Raw genomic sequence first — 20,863 nt, 5'->3', positions numbered from 1 at the left:
AGATCAGGCAGTCTTCTCGGCGACCGTCCTGGTGACGGCGTCGATGGCTTCAGCCACCTTCGCGGGGTCCGAACCGCCGCCCTGGGCGACGTCGGGCTTGCCGCCACCGCCGCCGCCGAGGGTCTGGGCCGCGACGCGGACCAGCTCACCGGCTTTGACCCCGCGCTGCTGCGCGGCGTCGTTGGCGGCGACCACGACCATCGGCTTGCCCTTCACGACCGACACGACCGCGACGGCGGCCGGACGGCCGCTCAGCCGCTGCCGGACGTCGAGCGCGAGTTTGCGCAGGTCGTCGGGCCCGGTGCCGTCGGGCAACTGCGAGACGACCAGCGCGACACCGTTGACGTCCACGGCCCCGGCGGCGAGCGCACCGGCTGCTTGCAGCACCTGGGCGCCGCGCAGCCGGGCGATCTCCTTCTCGGCTTCCTTGAGCTTCGCCATGATCCCGGCGACCCGGTCGGGCAGCTCCTCGGGGCGGCCCTTGACCACCTCGGTGAGCTGGTTGACGATCGTGTGCTCGCGGGCGAGGAAGTTGTACGCGTCCACGCCGACGAGTGCCTCGACGCGGCGCACACCGGCACCGATGGAGGACTCGCCGAGCAGCTTGACCAGGCCGAGCTGCGCGGTGTTGCCCACGTGGGTGCCGCCGCACAGTTCCTTGGAGAAGTCGCCGATGGTGACCACGCGGACCCGGTCGCCGTACTTCTCGCCGAACTCGGCGATGGCGCCCTGCTTCTTGGCCTCGGCCATGCTCATCACCTCGGCGGTGACGTCGAGCTCGCGGGACAGGACCTCGTTGATCTTCTGCTCGACGTCCGTCAGCACCCCGGCGGGCACCGCGGCGGGCGCGCCGAAGTCGAAGCGGAAGCGGCCCGGGGCGTTCTCCGAACCGGCCTGCGCGGCCGTCGGGCCGAGTGCGTCGCGCAGCGCCTGGTGGGTCAGGTGCGTGGCGCTGTGCGCGCGGGCGATGGCCCGGCGGCGGGTCACGTCGATCTCGGCGACGGCGCTGGAGCCGACCGTCACCTCGCCGACCTGGACGACGCCCTTGTGCACGCTGACACCCGGGACGGGCTGCTGCACGTCGCGGATCTCGATGACCGCGCCGGTGTCGACCCGGATCCGGCCCGCGTCGGCGAGCTGGCCGCCGCCCTCGGCGTAGAACGGGGTGCGGTCCAGGACGACCTCGACCTCGTCGCCCTCGCGGGCGGCCGGGGCCGGGACACCGTCGACGAGCAGGCCCACGACGGTGGACTCGGAGACCGTGGAGTCGTAGCCGGTGAAGACCGTGGTGCCTGACTTGTCGGCGACCGCACGGTAGGAGGACAGGTCGGCGTGACCCATCTTCTTCTGCCGCGCGTCGGCCTTGGCCCGCTGCTTCTGCTCCTGCATGAGGCGGCGGAAGCCGTCCTCGTCGACCATCAGGCCCTGTTCGGCGGCCATTTCGAGGGTCAGGTCGATCGGGAAGCCCTCGGTGTCGTGGAGCTTGAACGCCACGCCCGCGGAGATGACCGACCGCCCGGCGGCCTTGGCCTCGGTGACGGCGGTGTCCAGGAAGCCGGTGCCGGCCTGGAGACGGTCCAGGAAGCGGACCTCCTCGGCGACCGAGACCGCGTCGATGCGCGCGGAGTCGGTGACCAGCTCGGGGTACTGCGGCCCCATCACCTTGACGGTGGTGGCGACCAGGTCACCCAGGGTGGTGTCGGGAGCGCCGAGCAGACGCATGTTGCGGATGGCCCGGCGCATCATGCGGCGCAGCACGTAGCCGCGGCCCTCGTTGCCCGGGACGACGCCGTCGCTGATGAGCATGACGGCCGTACGGACGTGGTCTGCGATGACACGCAGCTTGACGTCGCTCTGCCCGTCGGCGCCGTAGGTGCGGCCGGACAGCTCGGCGGCGCGGTCGAGGATCGGCCGCGACGTGTCGATCTCGTACAGGTTGTCGACGCCCTGGAGGAGCGTGGCCAGCCGCTCCAGGCCCAGCCCGGTGTCCACCGAGGGGGCCGGCAGGTCGCCGAGGATTTCGAAGTCGTCCTTGCCGGTGCCCTCGCCCCGGATGAACTGCATGAAGACCAGGTTCCAGATCTCCAGGTAGCGTTCACCGTTGACGGCCGGGCCGCCCGCTTCGCCGTACGCGGGGCCGCGGTCGTAGTTGATCTCCGAGCACGGTCCGCAGGGGCCGGGCACGCCCATCGACCAGTAGTTGTCGGCCTTGCCGAGGCGCTGGATGCGTTCGGCGGGCACGCCGACCTTCTCGCGCCAGATCTGCTCGGCCTCGTCGTCGTCGAGGTAGACGGTGATCCAGAGCTTCTCGGGCTCCAGGCCGTAGCCGCCGTCGGCCACCGGGGTGGTCAGCAGCTCCCAGGCGAGCGTGATCGCCCGTTCCTTGAAGTAGTCGCCGAACGAGAAGTTGCCGCACATCTGGAAGAACGACCCGTGGCGGGTGGTCTTGCCGACCTCGTCGATGTCGAGAGTACGGACGCATTTCTGCACGCTGGTCGCCCGTGGGAACGGTGCCTTGACCTCGCCCAGGAAGTAGGGCTTGAACGGGACCATGCCGGCCGGCACCAGAAGCAGCGTCGGGTCGTCCGCGATCAGCGACGCCGACGGGACGACGGTGTGCCCGCGCTCCTCGAAGAAGCGCAGCCAGCGGCTACGGATCTCTGCGGAATCCATCAGCGTCGGTCCTTCCGGTCGTACCTGTTGTCGTTGCTGTAGTCAGGGAGTTCAGGTGTACGCGACGCGGGGAGCGCTGGGTACTGAGTTTTGCCGGTGATCGTCCGCGGCTGCGCGCCGAGCACGTCGGCGCCGATCTCGCGGTAGATCTCGGACTCGCGCTCGGCCATCCCCGCGCGGACCTCGTCCGCGAAGTAGCGGATGGCCTCACCGATGCCGGTCACGTTGTCCGCGACGCCTTCAGGCGTGTACTTGCGGGCCTTGTCCTTGACCTTGCCCATGGCCCAGACGCTCGCGCCCGCGCCGACGGCCATCCAGAAGATGCGACTGGCCATCAGGACTTCCCCCGGTTGTTGCGCTGCCGGGCCACCCGCTCGGCGCGGGCGGACGAGCGCACCCGCTTGCCGAGCTCCGTACGGTGCTGTGCGGACAGCGCCCGCTTGACGCCGTACGAGAAGGCGGACGCCTTGACGAGCGGGCCGCCGAGCGTCGCGGCGACCGTGGAGGACAGCGCGGTGGCGTTCCCCGTCATCGTCTGGACGTTCCCGGCGATCGAGTCGACCCGTACGAGCTGCGCGTTGGTCGCCCGGACCGCGTCGGTCATCTCGTCGAGCAGCGGTGCGGTGCGGTCGGCGGTGTCGGCGACCAGACGGGTCGCCTCCTTCAGCACCTTGACCAACTTGACCAGCACCACCGCGAGGAAGGCGACCAGGATCGCCCAGAACACCGCGATGATCATCAACGCGACTTCTCCACCGGACAACGTGATGCGCTCCCTGCGTAGATCGGGTGGGAGGGGTGTCGTGATGTACGTACGCCCCCGAGGGCCCGATCCTATCGCGCCGGGGTGACGACACTGAGCCCCGGCGGACCGTGACGGTCCGCCGGGGCTCAGTCGCATCAGGTCAGCGCGAGTAGAACTCGACGACCAGCTGCTCTTCGCAGATCACCGGGATCTCGTTGCGGTTCGGCAGCCGGTCGAGCCGGGCCGCGAGCGCACCGAGGTTGACCTGGAGATAGCGCGGCGTGGTCTCGGCGGCGAAGGCGCCGGCCCGGACCAGCTCGAAGAGCGGCTTGGCGCGGCTCTTCTCGCGGACCTCGACGACGTCGTCCGGGCGCAGCGCGTACGACGGGCGGTCGACCTTGACGTCGTTGACCTGGATGTGGCCGTGGGTGACCATCTGCCGGGCCTGGTAGATGGTGCGGGCGAAACCGGCACGCAGGATGAACGCGTCCAGGCGGCGCTCCAGCGTGATGATCAGCTGCTCACCGGCCTTGCCCTCACGCTTGACGGCGCGGTCCCAGGCCAGCTTCATCTGCTTCTCGGAGATGTCGTACTGGAAGCGGAGCTTCTGCTTCTCCTGGAGACGCGTCTTATAGTCGGTCTCCTTCTTGCGGCCGCGACCGTGCTCGCCCGGCGGGTACGGGCGGTTCTCGAGGTACTTCTGCGACTTGGGCGTAAGTGCGATCCCCAGCGCACGGCTGCGCTTGACCTTGGGGCGGGACTGGTTCAACGAAACCTCCGACAGCGGAATGGAACTGGTGTTTGCCAAGCAGCCACGACTTAGGTAAGGCTTACCTTAGCGATCGCGTCGCCGGAGGGAAAGTCCAGCCCGGCGCACGCACCGGTGGACCGACCCAGGAGGACGCATGTCCCGCAGCACCGAGCCGTTCCCGACCGACCTGGACGACTGCGGCGACGCCTGCGCCCCGGGCGGTCGGCCCGACGCGGCAGCCCGCGCCCGCACGCTCGCCGCACACGCCTCCTCCGCCCGGCTCGACCTGCCGGGGGCAGAGAGCGCGCACGAAGAGGACGGCATCATTCCGGCCGCACGCTATGTGGAAACAGACGGAAGCGTACTTATGTTCCTTCCGCCCGGGATCGGCACGGCCGTACTCGACGCCGCCGCGCTCGACGGCGGGGGCGACATGGCCGCCGTCCTGCACCTGATCGACGTAGCCCCGGTCGCCGTGCCACACCGGGTGAGGGCGCACGCCTGGATCGCCGGCTGGCTGTCCGTCCCCACCGGCGCGGACGCCGCCGCGGCCGCACAACTCCTCGAGGACGCCACCGGAGACCCGGCGTCCCTGGCCTACGACAGGGGCCACTGCGTCGTCCGCCTCGAAGTCGGCGAAGTCCTCGTCGACGACCTGTGGGGTGCCGGGCACGTCGAGCCCGAGGACTTCGCCGAAGCCTCCGCCGACCCCCTGGCGGTCTGCGAACCGGAACTGCTCCAGCACCTCGCCGCCGCGCACAGCGAACAACTTTCCACGCTCGCCACCTTCGTGGAGACCCCGCAGCCGCTGGCGAACGTGGCCCCCGTCTCCCTGGACCAGTACGGCCTGCGGCTGCGCTGCTGGGGTGCGGACGACAGCACCTGCGACCTCCGCTTCGACTTCGAAAAACCGGTGACCGGGCCCGAGGACCTCGGCGCGGCGCTGCGCCGCCTCCTTGAGCCCGCGGAATCCCTGCGCAACGAAACATGATCTCCGCAACCCCCTGGAGCGCGCGTCCCGCCGGGCATGGAGCACACTAATCGGACAAGATCAATAGAGTTCTCCACGGAGCAGCAACCTTCACTCTCCGGCCAGCACGGGAGGAACCGTCCGGTGACCGAGCCGCACGTACGCGACGACTCGACCGAACCGGCCGCCCGGCGTCCCGCGGTCAAGCCGTGGCAGGACCGGATGCGCACCCAACTGCGGGTGGGCGGCACGATGGCCGTCCCGGTGGTCGTCGAGCCCAAGCCCGAGCAGACGGTGTCCGTACCCCGCGTCATCGACATGGCCTTGCGTACGGGGGAACTCCTGCTCGGCAGCGGTGAGGGCGGCGAGGACGTCGAGGCGGCGATGCTCGGCGTCACGTCCGCGTACGGCCTGGACCGCTGCCAGACCAACGTGACGTTCAACTCGATCACGCTGTCCCACCAGCCGTCGCTGGTGGACCCGCCGATCACCGGGGAGCGGGTGGTCCGGCGGCGCGCGGTGGACTTCAACAGGCTCGACGAGGCGCACCTCCTCCTGGAGGACATCACCACCAACGAGCTCTCCCTCGAAGAGGCCTACCACCGGCTCGCGGACATCCGCCGCAACCGGCACCCGTACTCGAAATGGGTGGTGATGGCGGCGACCGGCGGCGTCGCGGCGACCGCCAGCATCATGGTCGGCGCGGGGCCGATCGTCGCCGCGGCGGCGTTCCTGGCCGCGGTGACGGGCGACCGGCTCGCACAGGCGCTGGCGACCCGCGGGGTCCCGGAGTTCTACCAGTTCGTCCTCGCGGCGGTGCCGGCCACCATGCTGGCCGCCCTGATGATCAAACTTGAGATCGGCGTCAAGCCGTACGCGGTCGTGACCGGTGGCCTGTTCGCGTTCCTGCCCGGACGCGCACTGGTCGCGGCCGTACAGGACGGTCTCACCGGCTTCTACATCACCGCCGCCGCCCGGCTGCTTGAGGTCGCGTACCTCATCATCGGTCTGATCTGCGGCATCTCCCTGGTGCTCTACTGCGCGGCGCAGCTGGAGATCGACTTCAACGTCGAGGGCGCGTTCGAGGTCAAGTCGAACCCGCCGGTGCAGATCCTGGCGGCGGCCGGGGTGTCGCTGACCTTCGCGATCCTGGTGCAGGCCCGCCACCGGGTGCTGCCGCTGGCGGCGGCCGGCGGCGGGATCAGCTGGGCGGTGGTCCAGGTGATGATCGGCACGGGTGCGGCGCCGGTCCTGGGCACGTTGGTCGCCAGCGGTCTCGTGGGCCTCCTCGGCCAGCTCCTCGCCAGGGTGGAGCGGGTGTCGGCGCTGCCGTACATCGTCCCGGCGATCGGTCCGCTGCTGCCCGGCAGCGCGTTGTACCAGGGGCTGCTGGCGATCTCGCACAACGACATCGACGCGGGGATGAAGGGACTGACCACCGCGACGTCGCTGGCCCTGGCGCTGGCGATCGGGGTCAACCTGGGCAACGAGGTCTCGCGGTTCGTACTGCCGTCACCCGCGCGCGACAGCGGCGCACTGCGTGCCGCGGCGAAGCGTACCCGCGGGTTCTAGGGCCTGTTCCGGGCAACGGAAACCGGGACGGCGACTGGGGTCCGCCCGCTTCACCGCTCGGTACGGATCAGCCGCCAGTCCCCGTCGGTGACCACCACATGGCCGGTGAAGCGCAGACCCACCATCGCCGCCGCCTCCAGCAGACGGGCCGTCACGAAGCGGTCGGGCTCGCTGGGTTCGGGATTCCCGCTCGGGTGGTTGTGCGCGACACCGAAGGTGGTGCCGCCCGCCGCGAGGACCACCGCCAGGACGTCGCGCACGGGGATCAGGCTGCGGTCGGCGGCCCCCTCGGTGAGCAGGACCGTCCGCAGCACCGCGCTCGACGAGTCACCCACGATGACGAGCACGCGCTCGCGACGCAGTCCGTGGAGCAGTGGCGCGGCGACTGCGGCCAGCCCCTCGGGTTCGGCGATACGTGACCGGGCCGTATCGGGGCGGGCCCGCCGGGCGAGCTGGAAGGCGGCTGCGATCCTGGCGGCCTTGGCCGGGCCCATGCCGGGGAGGATCAGCAGTTCGTGCGGGTCGGCGCGGGAGAGTTCGTACAGCCCGCCGTGGCGGGCGATGAGCCGTCCGGCGAGTTCGACGGCGTCGTGGTCGGCGGTGCCGGAGCCCAGGAGCAGGGCGAGCAGTTCGCGGTCGGCGAGGGCTTCGGCACCGCTGTTGAGGAGTCGTTCGCGGGGGCGCTGCTGGGCGGGCAGGTCCTTGACGCGCATTCAGCAGCCCCCTCCGCCGCGCCGGGTGTCCTCCCGGCGTCCTGGGCGGGAGCCCCGTCAGTCTGGGATTCCCGTACCAGGATCGCGGCGTGACCGGACGTCAACGGTCCAGTCACCGGGCTGTCACCCGATCGGATGATTTTCCGACACGAATTCTCCCCGGTTCATTTTCCGTCGCCCGTCAGCGTGGGACCTGGGTGTCGTAGACGACCTCCCAGCGGTCTGCCGGGACCACGATGTCGGCGGTCTCGACCGGTCTGCCGGCCTTGTCCAGGTGGGTGCGCTGGATCGCCATAACCGTCGCGGCCTGCGGAATCTCCAGTCTGCGGGCCTCGTCGAACGTCGCGTTGCGGGCCCGGACGACCTCGCGGACACGGGTCACGTCCACGTCGATCAGGGCCATGCGCTTGGCCACGCCGAGCCTTCCGTGCGGCCCGGCTTCGGGCAGGACGACCGTGTGGCGGCCGGTGATCTCCATCGGTTCCCAGCTGTGCACGATACGTACGCCGCGACGGCCGTCGAGGTAGACGTATTCGGTGCGCATCACCGGGTCCCCGGCCTTGACGGCCAGTCGTCCTGCGATGTCCTCGGAGGCGATATCGGTCGCGGACTCGGCCCGGAAGGGCAGGTCGTTGTCCGGCTCGCCGGGGATGCGGTGGAGCTGTTTGTGCAGCTCAGGGATGCGGACGTACGTGGCGTCGCCCTGTTGGGCGACGAGGAGTCCTTCCGCGACCAGGAGTCTGACGGCCTGTCGGCAGATGGCTTCGGTGAACCCGTACGCCTTCGACAACTCGGAACGACTCGGCAGGCGGGCGCCGGGCGGCAGTTCCCCCTCGTCCATCCGGCGCCGCAGGTCATCGGCCACCTGCAGATATGCAGCCTGGGAGCCCTCGGGCATGGCAACCTCACGAATTCTCTCGATGGAAATTTCACTTACAGGTTGAGACAACATAGTCACACGGAGTAGTTTGCATATCCATCGCTGAAACGAACGTACAGGGGATGGCATGAAAAGGAACGACACTCCGGCACTCCGGGAGTGGCAGGCCGACCGGGCCGCCGCCTACCTCCAGCGGGCGCTGGAGGAGGTCGCGCAGTGCCCGGTGCTGCAACTGCGGGGGCAGGACGGAACCCGCCGCTTCGAGCTGCCGCTGGCGCACGGGACGGGGCCCGAACTGATGGACCGCATCCACGACCTGATGCGCGGTCACGCCCGCTGGGGGGCGTCCACCGACCTGGACGGCAGCACCGTCCTGTGGGTCGAAGTCCCCCGCTGCTGGCCCGCCGCAGACCCTTCCGACACCGGACGGTACACCTGCGCGGAGCTCTTCGCCGACGAAATGACCGACATCGCCGGACAGACCCAGCTGGACCGGCTGGTGCACACCGGACTGGCCTGCCTGCGCCTGGGCGACCGGGTCGACTCACTGGTCACCGACAGCGGCAACGGCCGCCGCGCGCTCGACCTCCTGGACCTGCGCACGCCCCACTGGTCGGGGCCGGTCCTGGAGACCAACAGCGACCGCGTGCACTTCCTCGTGACGACCGGTCAGCCGCCCGGCGGCGCGCCCGTACCGGCAACGCTGCTGCGGCGGCTGGGTCCGGGCGGGTGGCTGTGGTGCCCCAACACCGGTGACCACACGAGCACATGGTGGCTGCGCGCCCCGCGCCCGGGTGCGGACGGGCGCGCGAGACTCGGCTCCGCCGAGCCGGTACTGCGCGCGCTGGCGGACTGCGCGGCGTAGCCGCCGTACGGGGCAGGGGGAACGAGCCGGGTGCGTTCAGGGCAGGACGCACCCGGCCGTTCGCACGTACGCAAGATGGACGACCTCACTGGTCCGAGGGGTCGTCGCGGATCAATGAGGTCGTCGACTTCGGTATGCGGCCCATGCCGGGCCGGTCCGCACGTCACCACTACCCGGCAGCCACCAACTTGTCCCCGCGCACCAGTTCGCGCAATTTCGCTTGCGTCTCAGGGTCGGTGGAGTACAGGACCGTGCCAACCATCCCACGGGTCAGCAGGACCTTGTAGGTGTTCCGGACCAGCGCCAGAAATTCGGCATCGGGGGCCTTCGCGACCACGGAATCCTTACTCTCCTCGCGGACGCCGACCCAGCCGTCGCCCCGCCACACCATGTCGGGGCCGAAGATCACACCGTTCCAGTCGTACTCGAACCCCTGCGCGGTGTAGATGCAACCTACCTGGCCGAACCCCGTCGGGTCGGTAGCCCACAGCGAGGACGCGGGGAAGCCCCCCACGCCACGCTCGCCCTTGACGTTCCACGGCCTACGCCAGTCGGCTTGTTCGATCGCGACGTCTTCAATCAACCGTCCGTCCTTAGTCGGGTCGCTCCAGGGCCAGCAGAACCCCGCTGTCATCCGCGCGACGTACCCGGCCTGCTGCTTGCTGTTCAACAGCGCCTCCAGCTCCTGGGGACTCTCCGCGATCCGGACGTCGAAGCGCTCATCACCCGGCCAGGTCATCGGACCACCTTTCGCCAGGCCCAGGAGCCGCAGCACCCACTGTTCGTACGCACGGCTGCCACCGAGCCTGAACTGGCCGTCGAGACTGACATGACGAACAGTCAATCCCCTGGCGGCGGCCGCCGCGTCGATCTCGGCCCGGCTGCCCATCTCGCCGGGGCGTACGACCTGGTGTTCGTCTAGGAGAAAGACGGGAACCCGGGCCACGTCGAGGAGTTCCTCGATCTGCCGCTTGCCACTACGCTTCGACGCCGGGGTGAACCTATTGTTGGACGTCTCCCGGATGCGGTGCGCTTCGTCGCAGATGATCACATCGAGGCTGTTCGGCTCCGTTTGAGCGAACGTGTTGAAGTACTTGAAGAGCGACTGCACCCGGGTACTGCCGCTCCCCGCAGTCTTCCGCAGGGTCGTAGTGAAGGACTTCGACCCGGTGGCGTGTACAGCGCTGTAGCCGCGCCGGAACATTTCGCCGAGCACTGAGAGCGCGATCACGCTCTTGCCGGAACCCGGCCCGCCGCTGACGACGATGACCTCTTTGTGGTCGGACTGCTTGGCCTTCTCCACCGCCCGCAGCACAAGCGAGTACGCGACCTGCTGCTCGTCCAGCAGGATGAACTGCTCACGGTTCTTGATCTCTTCGGCCGCGACAGCCATGAGCGGGCGGCTGGGCGCAACCTTGCTGGCCTGGAGCCGGTCCGCGGCAGCCGCGCCGGAACCCGCCGCCAGCCGGGACTTCAGGAACTCCTGGAAGGCTCCGCGCTCATCACCGGCGAACAGCCGTCCGTACGCGTCCTGTTCGAGGTCGTACAGCGTGTCGATACCGAACCGGGTCGCGTTGTGCAGATAGGCCGCACCTGCCACCGACTCTCCCCGACCGTCGAGAGCAGCGGTGAAGTCGACCAGGTATTCGCAGTAGCGCTGCACCTGCTTGACCGGATGCAGTAGCGCCCGGAACCCCGTCCCGGAGACCGTACACAAGTCCTCCGCGTCGGGTACCGCCTCCGCCTGACTCCACTGCTTGAGTTCAATGACTACGTACGAGTCCGCTCCCGTCTTCGGGTCGACTCCCGCCAATACTGCATCAGCCCGGTAGCTGGCCCACGGGAATCGGTACTCAGCCAGGACTTCCACTGCGTCGAGCCCGGCGTCGAGCAGGTCCTGGGCAAGGACACGAAGACTGTTCTCCCAGGAGCGGTATTCACTTTCACCTACCCGGTGCCCGAAGGCGAACCAGTACTGCTCACTCAAGCGGGCCCCGATGGTTCCGGCCACAGCTTCTTCGGCAAGGGCGCGCGCAGACATGCGCAACAACGTCACGGACTTCCCCAGGGCAGCACGAGGTATCTCGTGCGGGTGGGGACATATCCGTGAAGGGAAGTCCGGCGGGCCGCATCAGGTCGTCAGAACCTTAACCCGCCAGGCCGACAACGAGGTGCAGAAAGATCGCCTTCACGGCAGAAGTCGGTGACCTAACGTCAGAAACGTTCGACCGACCCGGGATCCCGTTCCTCAGGCAGACCCTCGGTGCCGGCCGCAGCTGCGGGAAGGCAGGCACTCGCAGCCTCGGACACGCAGGGGAGCAGCCCCTCGCAGCCAGGGGCCTCGCAACCGGTCACCGGCGGAGCGCCGGGGTGAATTCACGGCGAGAGGGATCTGCGCAAGAGCGCGCAGGTCCTTCAGCCTTCCAGCTTCCCCCGCACCCAGTCCGCGATGTCCGCGTACCGCGCCTCCGCCCCGTATCGCGTCGGGTTGTAGTAACGCGCGCCGTGGACCTCGTCCGGTGCGTACTGCTGTGCGGCCACCGCGCCTTCGACATCGTGCGGGTAGGTGTACCCCTTGCCGTGGCCCAGCTTCGAAGCGCCGCCGTAGTGCGCGTCGCGCAGGTGCGGCGGGACCATCCCCGCCTTTCCCGCCCGGACGTCTGCCAGCGCCGCGCCGATCGCCAGCGTCGCCGTGTTCGACTTCGGTGCCAGCGCCAGCGCGATAGTCACGTGAGAAAGCGTCAGTTGCGCCTCGGGGAAGCCGATCAGCGCGACGGCCTGGGCCGCCGCGACGGCCAGTGGCAGCGCGCCCGGATCGGCCAGGCCGATGTCCTCGCTCGCGGAGATCATCAGCCGACGCGCGATGAACCGGGCGTCCTCCCCCGCTTCGATCATCCGGGCCAGGTAGTGCAGCGCGGCGTCGACGTCCGACCCGCGGATGGACTTGATGAACGCACTGGTCACGTCGTAGTGCTGGTCACCGTCGCGGTCGTACCGTACGGCCGCCTTGTTGACCGCGGACTCCAGCGTCTCCAGGGTGATCGACGCTTCTCCCTTGTCGACCGCCGAGCCCGCGCCCGCCTCCAGTGCGGTGAGCGCGCGGCGCGCGTCTCCCCCGGCCACCCGCAGCAGGTGCTCTTCGGCGTCCGCGTCGAGGGTCACCCGCCCGCCGAGCCCGCGCTCGTCGGTCAGCGCCCGCGCGATCAGCTTCCGCAGGTCGTCCTCGGTCAGCGCCTCAAGGGTCAGCAGGAGCGACCGGGACAGGAGCGGACTGATGATCGAGAAGTACGGGTTCTCCGTGGTCGCCGCGATCAGTGTGATCCAGCGGTTCTCGACGGCCGGCAGGAGGGAGTCCTGCTGCGCTTTGGAGAAGCGGTGGATCTCGTCGAGGAAGAGCACCGTCTCCTGGCCGTGCATCCCGGACGCCCGCTTCGCGCCTTCGACGACGGCGCGGACCTCCTTCACACCCGCGGTGATCGCGGAAAGCTCGACAAAACGACGCCCTGTCGTATGGGAGACCACGTACGCCATCGTCGTCTTCCCGGTGCCCGGCGGCCCCCAGAGGATCACCGACGCGGGGGCGGTGACCTTGTTGGACGGGGACGTGAGGCGGCGCAGCGGGGAGCCCTCGCCGAGCAGGTGCTGCTGGCCGACGACCTCGTCCACGCTGCGTGGGCGCATGCGTACGGCCAGGGGCGCGAGGGTCGGGTCCTTGGCCTGGCGTTCCTCGGCCGCTGCGGTGAAGAGATCGTCGGGGTCCACGTGATCGAGCTTAGACCGGGGGTGGGACAGTCGGGCGGGCCGCTCCTGCCCTGTGCTTCCAGTTGCCGCCGCAGCTCACTACCGGGCACATGTGGGCCACCGGCGCGGCGGTGTGCTTCCGCACCGACCGGGACCCGCAGAGCGGCTGGCTGTACGCCCTGGGCGACCCTGCGCAGGCCGCCGTGCTGATCACTGCGGCGGTGCGGGAGCTGCCGGAGCTCCCCGCCGGTTGCACGATTGCCCGCAGCGCCGTCGAGCACCTCCCCGAGCACCTCCCCGAGCACGTGAAACTGACCGGCTTCGACCCGTGGAACTGGCGGTGGACGACTGCGGTGCCGGGAGACGCTGCGGGCGAGGACCGCGTACGGGAACTCCTGGACCCGGAAGAGCTGAATCGGTTCCTGGCCGAGCACAACCCCGGCCACACGCTCGCGCCCGGTGATCCGCGGGTGAAGCTCTGGGCGGGGGTGCGGGACGACGACGGCACGTTGCTGGCCTGTGCGGCGTCCACGTCGTACTACCCCAATCCGGACGTGCCGCACCTGGCCTCGATCACCACTGCCACCCGCGCCCGGGGGCAAGGTCTGGGAGCGGCGGTGACGGCCTACCTGACGCGCCGGGCGGTGACGGAGGCGGGCGTGTGCACGCTCGGCGTGGGCGCGGCCAACGAGGTCGCCCACCGGCTCTACACCCGGCTGGGTTACCGCGACGACAGCCCGCGCATGAACGCCGCGTTCGTCCGGTAGGACGCCGTGCGCGGGCTTTGTCGCGCGGGGTCTTGCGCACAGGATCTGTTGTCCCGACTTCACTGTGCGGGCTTCCGCACGCCGGCCCGCAGGAAACAATTCGCGTACGGATCACCCGCGCGTCAGGTGGACTTCCTTACCGCACAGCAGTTCTGAACCTCCGTCAGCGCAGCACTCCGGCGCGCTTCGCCGACTCCAGCCACTCCGGGAACTCGATCATCAGGTTGTCGAACAGTCGCTCGTCGGGCATCCCGCGTGGGTCGGTTCCGGCTTCGAAGAACCCGGCGTTGTCGACGGCCCGGTGCCGGGGTGCTTCGAGTTCGTCGAGCCGGTGTAGGAACGCGAAGTCGTCCTTCCCGAACCCGACGAACTGCCAGAAGATCGGCAGCCCGGCGGCCTTGCACAGGACCTTCTCGGCGGCCTTCGGATTGTTGGGCGCGCCGTCGGTCTGGAAGACGACGTACGCCGGATCGGTGGCCCCGCACGCCTTGTAGTGCCTGATGACAGCTTCCATCGCGGCCGTGTAGTTCGTCGTCCCCATGTGGCCGAGCTTCTTGTGCAGTCTGGCGATCCGCCCCTGGTAGTCCTCCAGGGAGATCTCCTGCACCTCGTGCGCGTTGGTGTCGAAGAAGACCACCGGCACAACGCCGTCGTCGTCGAAGTGCGCGGCGGCGGCGAGCACCCGTTCGGCCAGGGCCTGCACGCTGCCGTCCTTGTAGAAGCGCGACATGCTGCCGGACCGGTCGAGGACCAGGTAGACGGCCGCGCGGACACCGGCGAGGCGGTTCTTCTCCAGGCTGACGCCGGCCTTCTTGTACAGGTCGACGAGCCCGGGGGCGCTGGCCTGGACCTTCTCCAGGCTGACGCCGGCACCCCCGGTCCTGGGCGCGGCCTGCGACTGCGGCTGCGGGGGCGCCACAACTGCCTGCGCCTGTGGTTCCTTCTTGCGGCGGAACAGTGAGAACGGCATGTCAGGTCCCTCCCTGTGGCGTGACCGGGCCAGGACCCGACAGTACGCGCCCGCTCCTACTCAGCGCAGGGGTCGGGAGGCCGCTCCACCACACGGGTTCGCAGATCTCTGTCTTACCTCTACCGCCTGCAGCTCCGTCTCACATCTGCTTCCTACCTGTACTCGCTACATCTTCCGGACCAGTTCGTACGTCTGCCGGGCGATCTCGAACTCCTCGTCGGTGGGGATGACCGCCGCGGCGACCCGCGTGCCCTCCGGGGAGATGAACCGGGCGTCGCGTTCGGGTGCGCTGTTGCGGACGGGGTCCACCCGGATCCCCAGCGCGTCGAGGCCGGCGAGCGCGGCGGCCCGTACGAAGGCGTTGTTCTCCCCCACCCCCGCCGTGAAGACGACGGCGTCGAGCCGGCCCAGGACCGCGTAATAGGCACCGATGTATTTGCGCAGCCGGTGCACGTAGACCTCGACGGCCAGGCCGGCTTCGGGTTCTCCGCGCTCGGCGCGGGCGACGACCTCGCGCATGTCGTTCGCGCCGCACAGGCCGAGCATTCCGCTGCGTTTGTTGAGCAGGTCGTCGACCTCGCCGGCGGTCATCCCCGCGGTGCGCTGGAGGTGCAGGACGACGGCCGGGTCCAGGTCGCCGCAGCGGGTGCCCATGACCAGGCCCTCCAGGGGGGTGAGGCCCATGGAGGTCTCGACGCTGACACCGCCGCGCACGGCGGTCGCGCTGGCCCCGTTGCCCAGGTGCAGCACGATGGTGTTGACGTCTTCGAGCGGCCGGTCGAGCAACCGTGCCGCTTCCCGTGAGACGTACGCGTGGGAGGTGCCGTGGAATCCGTAGCGGCGGATCCCGTACTCGTCGGCGGTCTTCCGGTCGATCGCGTAGCGGGCCGCCGCCTCGGGGACCGTCGCGTGGAACGCCGTGTCGAACACGGCTACTTGCGGCAGGTCGGGGCGCAGCGCGCGGGCGACTTCGATGCCGGTGATGTTGGCGGGGTTGTGCAGCGGAGCGAGCGGGATGAGGTCCTTCATCCCGGCGAGCACCTGATCGTCGATCAGCGTCGGCCCGGTGAAACGGGTGCCGCCGTGGACGGCGCGGTGCCCGATCGCGGCGAGCTCAGGGGAGGACAGTCCGTGGCCTTCGGCGTCGAGGTGGTCGGCGACCAGGCGCAGCGCGGCCGCGTGGTCGGGGATGTCGGCCTTGCCGGTGGCCTGGTCGCCGCCGCTGGTGTGTTTGTACGGGGACTCCCCCTCGCCGATGCGTTCCACCAGCCCACCGGCGACCCGTTCACCGGTCACCACATCCAGCAACTGGTACTTCAGCGAAGACGACCCCGCGTTCAGCACCAGTACACGGCTGGCTTCGTTCTCACTCATGGAAGTTCCTCAGCGGTCGCTCGTCGGTCGTGCCCGGAATGCTGTGGTTGAAGATCGTTCCACCGCATTCCGGGCGTGACCGGCGCGGAGAATCGGGAGAGGTGCGGGAGCTCAGTTGTCCTGGGCCTGGATGGCGGTGATGGCGACGGTGTTGACGATGTCCTGCACCAGCGCGCCGCGGGAGAGGTCGTTGACCGGCTTGCGCAGCCCCTGGAGCACGGGCCCGACGGCGATGGCCCCGGCGGAGCGCTGGACGGCCTTGTAGGTGTTGTTACCGGTGTTGAGGTCCGGGAAGATCAGCACGGTCGCGTGTCCCGCCACGACCGAGTCGGGGAGTTTGGTCGCGGCCACTCCCGGATCGACCGCCGCGTCGTACTGGATGGGGCCTTCGACGGGCAGTTCCGGGCGGCGTTCGCGCAGCAGTGCGGTGGCCTGGCGGACCTTGTCGACGTCGGCTCCGCTGCCGGACGCGCCGGTGGAGTACGACAGCAGTGCCACCCGCGGCTCGACGCCGAACTGGGCCGCGGTCGTGGCCGAGGAGGCGGCGATGTCGGCGAGTTGGTCGGCGTCCGGGTCGGGGACGACGGCGCAGTCGCCGTACACGAGCACCTGTTCGGCCAGGCACATGAAGAACACGCTGGAGACCACGGAGGTCCCCGGGACCGTCTTGATGATTTCGAACGCGGGGCGGATGGTCGCGGCGGTGGTGTGCGCGGAGCCGCTCACCATGCCGTCGGCCAGGCCCTGATGGACCATCAGTGTGCCGAAGTAGTTGACGTCGGTGACCCGGTCGCGGGCCTGGGCGAGGGTCATGCCCTTGTGGGCGCGCAGTCCGGCGTACGTCCGGGCGAACTCCTCGCGCAGCGGCGAGGTGACCGGGTCGATGATGTGGGCGGAGCCGAGTTCCAGACCCAGTTCGGTGGTCCTGCGGCGGATCTCCGCCTCGGGGCCGAGCAGGGTGAGTCCGACGACGCCGCGGCGCAGGAGCACTTCGGCGGCGCGCAGGATGCGTTCCTCCGTGCCTTCGGGCAGGACGACGTGGCGGAGGTCGGCGCGGGCCCGTTCGAGGAGTTGGTGTTCGAACATCAGCGGGGTGACACGCGCGGAGCGGGCGATCTCGATGCGCCGGGTCAGGTCGGCCGTGTCGACGTGGCGTTCGAACAGACCGAGGGCTGTGTCGATCTTCCGGGGGCTGTCGGCGGAGAGCCGGCTCTCCAGTGTGTAGAGCCGGGCCGCGGTGCTGATCGACGCGCCCTCGACGGAGACGACGGGCACTCCCGGTGCGAGTTTTCCGGCGAGGTCGAGCACCCCGGCGTCGGGCACCAGGCCGAGGGTGAGCACGACGCCGGCGACGGAGACCTTGCCCGCGGCGTGCGCGGCGAGTGCGCCGACGACCAGGTCGGCGCGGTCCCCGGGGGCGACGACCAGCGACTTCTCGGTGAGGTGGGTGAGGAAGGTGGGCAGTGTCGCGCCGCCGAAGACCAGGTCGCGGACGTCGCGGTCGAGGTCTTCGGGGGTGCCCAGGACCAGCCTGCCGCCCATCTCCTCCATCATCTGCGCGACGGTCGGCGCGGAGAGGGAGGGGTCTTCGGGCAGGACGTACGCGGGGAAGCCCTGGTGTCCGGCGAGCCGGTCTGCGACGGTCCGCACGTCGGCCGGGGCGATCCGGTTGACGACTACCGCTACGACGTCGCAGCCCAGGTCGCGGTAGGCGCGGTAGGCGTTGCGGGCCTCGTCGACGGCGTCCTCGGCGGTGTTGCCGAGGCCGCCGGCGACCGGGAGGACAAGCGCGCCGAACTCGTTGGCGAGCCGGGCGTTGAGGGCGAGTTCGTCGGGGAGTGCGTCCGATTCGAGCGACGCGCCCAGGACCAGGACCGCTTCGCACTGTTTTTCGAGCGTACGGAAGGACTGGACCAGCCGGGTGACGAGTTCCTCCGTACCGTGCCCGGCCTGCACGGCGGCGGCTTCGGCGAGTGTCATCCCGCGCAGGAGCGCGGGGTCGAGGTCGATGCGGTAGCGGCGGCGCAGCAGGTCGAGCAGCGGGTAGTGGCCGCTGGCGTCCCGGACGATGGGCCGGAAGACCCCCACTCGGTCGATCTTGCGGGTGAGCAGTTCCATGACCCCGAGGTCGACGACCTGCCGGCCGTCACCCCGCCCGGTCCCGGTCACGTACACCGTGCGCGCCACGTGTGCTTCTCCGTTCCGCCGAAGCGATCGGCCGCGGGAGAGCGGCCGTACGGGTGATGATGCACCGCCGCACAGGAGCACCGGGCAAGATCGTTGGGAAATCATGGCCAGAATATCCGGTTTGCCCGATAAGGGAGGCATCAGGGGCCTACGGAGAACCAACAGTCCGCTGCGGCTTCCGCGGCCATCCGGGCAGGCCAACCGTCCGTTGTACTGTTCTACCGCGCTGACCTGGGTGCACCGGATCCACCGACGTGTCCGGCCCGGTCCGTTGAGGAGACACATGACCACCGCCGTGGACCACCCCGCCGCGCTGCGCGGCATCGACCCCGCCGTCCTCGACGCGGTCCAGCGCCGGGTGCTGTGGCTGGCCACCCGCATCGTGGACAGCGCCAACCACGACCGCCCCGGCGCCGACGGCATCAAAGTCGGCGGGCATCAGGCCTCCAGCGCCTCGCTGGTCACGGCGATGACCGCGCTGTGGTTCGCGCACCTGGACAACCCCGACAAGGTCAGCGTCAAGCCGCACGCCTCACCGGTGTTCCACGCGATCCAGTACCTCCTGGGCAACCTGGACCGCTCCTACCTGACGACGCTGCGCGCCTTCGGCGGACTCCAGTCGTACCCGTCGCGGACGAAGGACCCGGACCGCGAGTACATCGACTTCTCCACCGGCTCGGTGGGCCTGGGCCCGGCCGCGCCGCTGTTCGCCGCGACGGCCAGGCGCTACGTGGACGCGCACTTCGGTGCGCGCCCCGCCTCCCGGTTCGTCGCGCTGCTCGGTGACGCGGAGCTGGACGAGGGCAACATCTGGGAGGCGATCGCCGACCCGGCCACCCAGGGCCTGGGCAATGTGATGTGGCTGGTGGACTTCAACCGGCAGTCGCTCGACCGGGTGGTTCCTGGCATCAGGATCAACCAGTGGCGCGGACAGTTCGAGGCGGCCGGCTGGCATGTGGTCGAGGTGAAGTACGGCCGCAGGCTGCAGCACGCGTTCACGCTGCCCGGCGGCTTCGAGCTGCGGGCATGGCTGGACGCGATGCCCAACGAGCAGTACCAGTCACTGTTCGGCCTCGCGCCGGGAGACGTCCGTACGCGATTCCTCGAAGGTGCGCACGTCGGCGTAGCCGACGCCGTGGCGTCCCTGTCGGACGCCGAACTGACGTCGCTGGTCACGGACTTGGGCGGGCACGACCTGGCCGCGATGCTGACGGCGTATGAGCAGTGCGACGCGGTCACTGACCGCCCGTCAGTCGTCTTCGCCTACACGGTCAAGGGCTGGGGCCTGCCCACCGCGGGCAACCCGCGCAACCACTCAGCCTTGCTGACGGCCGATCAGATCGATGAATTCCGTACGGTGACGGGCTTGTCCGGCGCGACTGAATGGGACCGCTTCGACCCGGCTTCCCCCGAGGGCGTCCTCGCCGGGCAGCGGCGTGAACTCCTGGCACGCAGGCCGGTTCCGGGCCCGCTGGGGGTCGCCGTGCCGACCACGACGGAGCAGCGCGTCCACAAGCCGATGTCGACGCAGGAGGCGTTCGGGCGGGTGCTCGTGGACCTGTCACGCGACCCCGCGGTGGCCCCGTACCTCGTCACGACCGCGCCGGACGTGGCGACATCGACCAACCTCGCCGGATTCATCAACCGCACCGGGGTGTTCGCACCCGAGAAGCGCCGCGCGTGGTCCCCCGACGGGGCGCTGAAGTGGGTGGAGAGCCCCGGAGGCCAGCACATCGAGCTGGGCATCTCCGAGATGAACCTGTTCCTGCTGCTGGGTCAGCTGGGCCTGGCCGGGGACCTGTCCGGGCAGCCGCTGATCCCGATCGGCACGGTGTACGACCCGTTCGTGTGCCGCGGCCTCGACGCGTTCATCCACGCGGTCTACTCCGGGTCGCGTTTCATCATCGCGGGCACGCCGTCCGGCGTGACGCTCGCGCCCGAGGGCGGGGCGCACCAGTCGACCATCACCGCGTCGATCGGGCTGGAACTCCCGAACACGACGTACCTGGAACCCGCGTACGCGACCGCCCTCGACTGGCTGCTGTGTGACGCGGTGGGCCGGATCGCGTCCGGCCCCGACGCGGGCGCCGACCCCGACAACGGCGCGTACTACTTCCGCCTGACGACCCGTCCGATCGACCAGGCCCCGTTCGAGGCGGCGCGGGCCCGGCTGGGTGACGCGGTGCTCCGCCGTCAGGTGCTGGCCGGTGCGTACCGACTGTCCGAGGCCACCGGCCTGACGGACGCGCCCGTCGTCCACCTCGCCACCTGCGGCGCGATGCTGCCCGAAACCCTGGCCGCCGCCGAGGAGTTGCGCGCCGAGGGCATCGCCGCGCACGTGGTCGACCTGACCAGCGCCGACCGGCTGTACTCGGCATGGCGGCGCACGCTGCGTCAGGGCGTGCGGACTGCGACGACACCGTCGGTCCCCGGCGCGCTGCGCGCCGCGTTCCCCGACCGCGCGCCGATCGTCACCGTGCACGACGCGTCGTCGCACGCGCTGGCGTGGCTGGGTTCGGCGCTCGGCGTGCCGTGCGTTCCCCTGGGGGTGGACTCGTTCGGGCAGACCGGGACCATCCAGGACCTGTACGGGGCGCACGACCTGCTGCCGGGGTCGATCGTGAACGGGGCGCTGGCGGCGCTGTCACTGTAGGG

16 protein-coding genes are annotated in these 20,863 nt (G+C 69.9%); 5 read left to right on the top strand and 11 right to left on the bottom strand.

The annotated features are described in order from the left end of the window. Nucleotides 1–3: 3 nt before the first annotated feature. The 4 genes from alaS to rpsD form a co-directional block, all read right to left on the bottom strand. Nucleotides 4–2,673: an alanine--tRNA ligase gene (gene alaS, locus AC0Z36_RS10490; RefSeq protein ID WP_485462491.1), complete on the bottom strand. Its 2,670-nt coding sequence runs from the start codon at nucleotides 2,671–2,673 to the stop codon at nucleotides 4–6. Beyond that, nucleotides 2,673–3,008 (bottom strand): DUF6167 family protein, encoded by a 336-nt coding sequence (locus tag AC0Z36_RS10485; RefSeq protein ID WP_485462490.1) that lies wholly within the window; start codon nucleotides 3,006–3,008, stop codon nucleotides 2,673–2,675. The genes alaS and AC0Z36_RS10485 overlap by 1 nt, the downstream gene beginning before the upstream one ends. Further along, nucleotides 3,008–3,436, bottom strand: a complete 429-nt coding sequence (locus AC0Z36_RS10480; protein ID WP_485462489.1) for a DUF948 domain-containing protein — start codon at nucleotides 3,434–3,436, stop codon at nucleotides 3,008–3,010. Before AC0Z36_RS10480 ends, AC0Z36_RS10485 begins: the two co-directional genes overlap by 1 nt. A 142-nt stretch (nucleotides 3,437–3,578) precedes the next feature. Continuing rightward, nucleotides 3,579–4,187, bottom strand: coding sequence for a 30S ribosomal protein S4 (rpsD, locus tag AC0Z36_RS10475; RefSeq protein ID WP_485462488.1), 609 nt, complete (start codon nucleotides 4,185–4,187; stop codon nucleotides 3,579–3,581). A 136-nt stretch (nucleotides 4,188–4,323) separates the two neighbouring features. Between rpsD and AC0Z36_RS10470 the strand changes: the two genes are divergently transcribed. Together AC0Z36_RS10470 and AC0Z36_RS10465 are read left to right on the top strand one after the other, a co-directional pair. Next, a complete protein-coding gene (locus AC0Z36_RS10470) occupies nucleotides 4,324–5,160 on the top strand; it encodes a DUF2470 domain-containing protein (protein ID WP_485462487.1) in 837 nt (278 codons plus the stop codon). Between the two features lie 123 nt (nucleotides 5,161–5,283). Beyond that, complete coding sequence (locus AC0Z36_RS10465) at nucleotides 5,284–6,711, top strand: threonine/serine exporter family protein (RefSeq protein ID WP_485462486.1); 1,428 nt, start codon at nucleotides 5,284–5,286, stop codon at nucleotides 6,709–6,711. A 50-nt stretch (nucleotides 6,712–6,761) separates the two neighbouring features. Here the strand turns inward: AC0Z36_RS10465 and AC0Z36_RS10460 are convergent, their stop codons facing one another. Further along, nucleotides 6,762–7,424, bottom strand: coding sequence for a JAB domain-containing protein (locus AC0Z36_RS10460; protein ID WP_485462485.1), 663 nt, complete (start codon nucleotides 7,422–7,424; stop codon nucleotides 6,762–6,764). Nucleotides 7,425–7,605: 181 nt separating this feature from the next. Further along, nucleotides 7,606–8,322: a GntR family transcriptional regulator gene (locus AC0Z36_RS10455; protein ID WP_485462484.1), complete on the bottom strand. Its 717-nt coding sequence runs from the start codon at nucleotides 8,320–8,322 to the stop codon at nucleotides 7,606–7,608. 109 nt (nucleotides 8,323–8,431) lie between these two features. Here AC0Z36_RS10455 and AC0Z36_RS10450 point away from each other — a divergent pair, with 109 nt between their 5' ends. Further along, a complete protein-coding gene (locus AC0Z36_RS10450; RefSeq protein ID WP_485462483.1) occupies nucleotides 8,432–9,169 on the top strand; it encodes a hypothetical protein in 738 nt (245 codons plus the stop codon). A gap of 169 nt (nucleotides 9,170–9,338) precedes the next feature. Here the strand turns inward: AC0Z36_RS10450 and AC0Z36_RS10445 are convergent, their stop codons facing one another. Beyond that, nucleotides 9,339–11,210 carry a DNA/RNA helicase domain-containing protein gene (locus tag AC0Z36_RS10445; protein WP_485462482.1) on the bottom strand — a complete coding sequence of 624 codons (1,872 nt, stop codon included), beginning with the start codon at nucleotides 11,208–11,210 and terminating at the stop codon, nucleotides 9,339–9,341. Between the two features lie 374 nt (nucleotides 11,211–11,584). Further along, nucleotides 11,585–12,931: a replication-associated recombination protein A gene (locus tag AC0Z36_RS10440; protein ID WP_485462481.1), complete on the bottom strand. Its 1,347-nt coding sequence runs from the start codon at nucleotides 12,929–12,931 to the stop codon at nucleotides 11,585–11,587. An 89-nt stretch (nucleotides 12,932–13,020) separates the two neighbouring features. On the opposite strand from AC0Z36_RS10440, the gene AC0Z36_RS10435 reads away from it, so the two are divergent. Then, a complete protein-coding gene (locus tag AC0Z36_RS10435) occupies nucleotides 13,021–13,677 on the top strand; it encodes a GNAT family N-acetyltransferase (protein ID WP_485462480.1) in 657 nt (218 codons plus the stop codon). A 163-nt stretch (nucleotides 13,678–13,840) separates the two neighbouring features. Here AC0Z36_RS10435 and AC0Z36_RS10430 read toward each other — a convergent pair whose 3' ends face one another. The 3 genes from AC0Z36_RS10430 to pta form a co-directional block, all read right to left on the bottom strand. Next, complete coding sequence (locus tag AC0Z36_RS10430) at nucleotides 13,841–14,647, bottom strand: VWA domain-containing protein (protein WP_485462479.1); 807 nt, start codon at nucleotides 14,645–14,647, stop codon at nucleotides 13,841–13,843. Between the two features lie 165 nt (nucleotides 14,648–14,812). Next, a complete protein-coding gene (locus AC0Z36_RS10425; protein ID WP_485462478.1) occupies nucleotides 14,813–16,021 on the bottom strand; it encodes an acetate kinase in 1,209 nt (402 codons plus the stop codon). 111 nt (nucleotides 16,022–16,132) lie between these two features. Continuing rightward, nucleotides 16,133–18,208, bottom strand: coding sequence for a phosphate acetyltransferase (gene pta, locus AC0Z36_RS10420; protein ID WP_485462477.1), 2,076 nt, complete (start codon nucleotides 18,206–18,208; stop codon nucleotides 16,133–16,135). A 283-nt stretch (nucleotides 18,209–18,491) separates the two neighbouring features. Here pta and AC0Z36_RS10415 point away from each other — a divergent pair, with 283 nt between their 5' ends. Continuing rightward, nucleotides 18,492–20,861, top strand: a complete 2,370-nt coding sequence (locus tag AC0Z36_RS10415) for a transketolase-like TK C-terminal-containing protein (protein WP_485462476.1) — start codon at nucleotides 18,492–18,494, stop codon at nucleotides 20,859–20,861. Nucleotides 20,862–20,863 lie beyond the last annotated feature (2 nt).

It is taken from the genome of Kitasatospora sp. UYEF31, from assembly GCF_057291755.1.
This window is presented reverse-complemented; position numbering and strand designations above follow the sequence as displayed.

Bases quoted from the DNA above. Each gene is read 5' to 3' on its own strand.
- AC0Z36_RS10450 (WP_485462483.1), top strand. From the start codon at position 8,432: ATGAAAAGGAACGACACTCCGGCACTCCGGGAGTGGCAGGCCGACCGG.
- AC0Z36_RS10415 (WP_485462476.1), top strand. From the start codon at position 18,492: ATGACCACCGCCGTGGACCACCCCGCCGCGCTGCGCGGCATCGACCCC.
- AC0Z36_RS10455 (WP_485462484.1), bottom strand. From the start codon at position 8,322: ATGCCCGAGGGCTCCCAGGCTGCATATCTGCAGGTGGCCGATGACCTG.
- AC0Z36_RS10485 (WP_485462490.1), bottom strand. From the start codon at position 3,008: ATGGCCAGTCGCATCTTCTGGATGGCCGTCGGCGCGGGCGCGAGCGTC.
- AC0Z36_RS10435 (WP_485462480.1), top strand. From the start codon at position 13,021: ATGTGGGCCACCGGCGCGGCGGTGTGCTTCCGCACCGACCGGGACCCG.
- AC0Z36_RS10470 (WP_485462487.1), top strand. From the start codon at position 4,324: ATGTCCCGCAGCACCGAGCCGTTCCCGACCGACCTGGACGACTGCGGC.
- AC0Z36_RS10460 (WP_485462485.1), bottom strand. From the start codon at position 7,424: ATGCGCGTCAAGGACCTGCCCGCCCAGCAGCGCCCCCGCGAACGACTC.
- AC0Z36_RS10430 (WP_485462479.1), bottom strand. From the start codon at position 14,647: ATGCCGTTCTCACTGTTCCGCCGCAAGAAGGAACCACAGGCGCAGGCA.
- AC0Z36_RS10445 (WP_485462482.1), bottom strand. From the start codon at position 11,210: ATGTCTGCGCGCGCCCTTGCCGAAGAAGCTGTGGCCGGAACCATCGGG.
- AC0Z36_RS10425 (WP_485462478.1), bottom strand. From the start codon at position 16,021: ATGAGTGAGAACGAAGCCAGCCGTGTACTGGTGCTGAACGCGGGGTCG.
- alaS (WP_485462491.1), bottom strand. From the start codon at position 2,673: ATGGATTCCGCAGAGATCCGTAGCCGCTGGCTGCGCTTCTTCGAGGAG.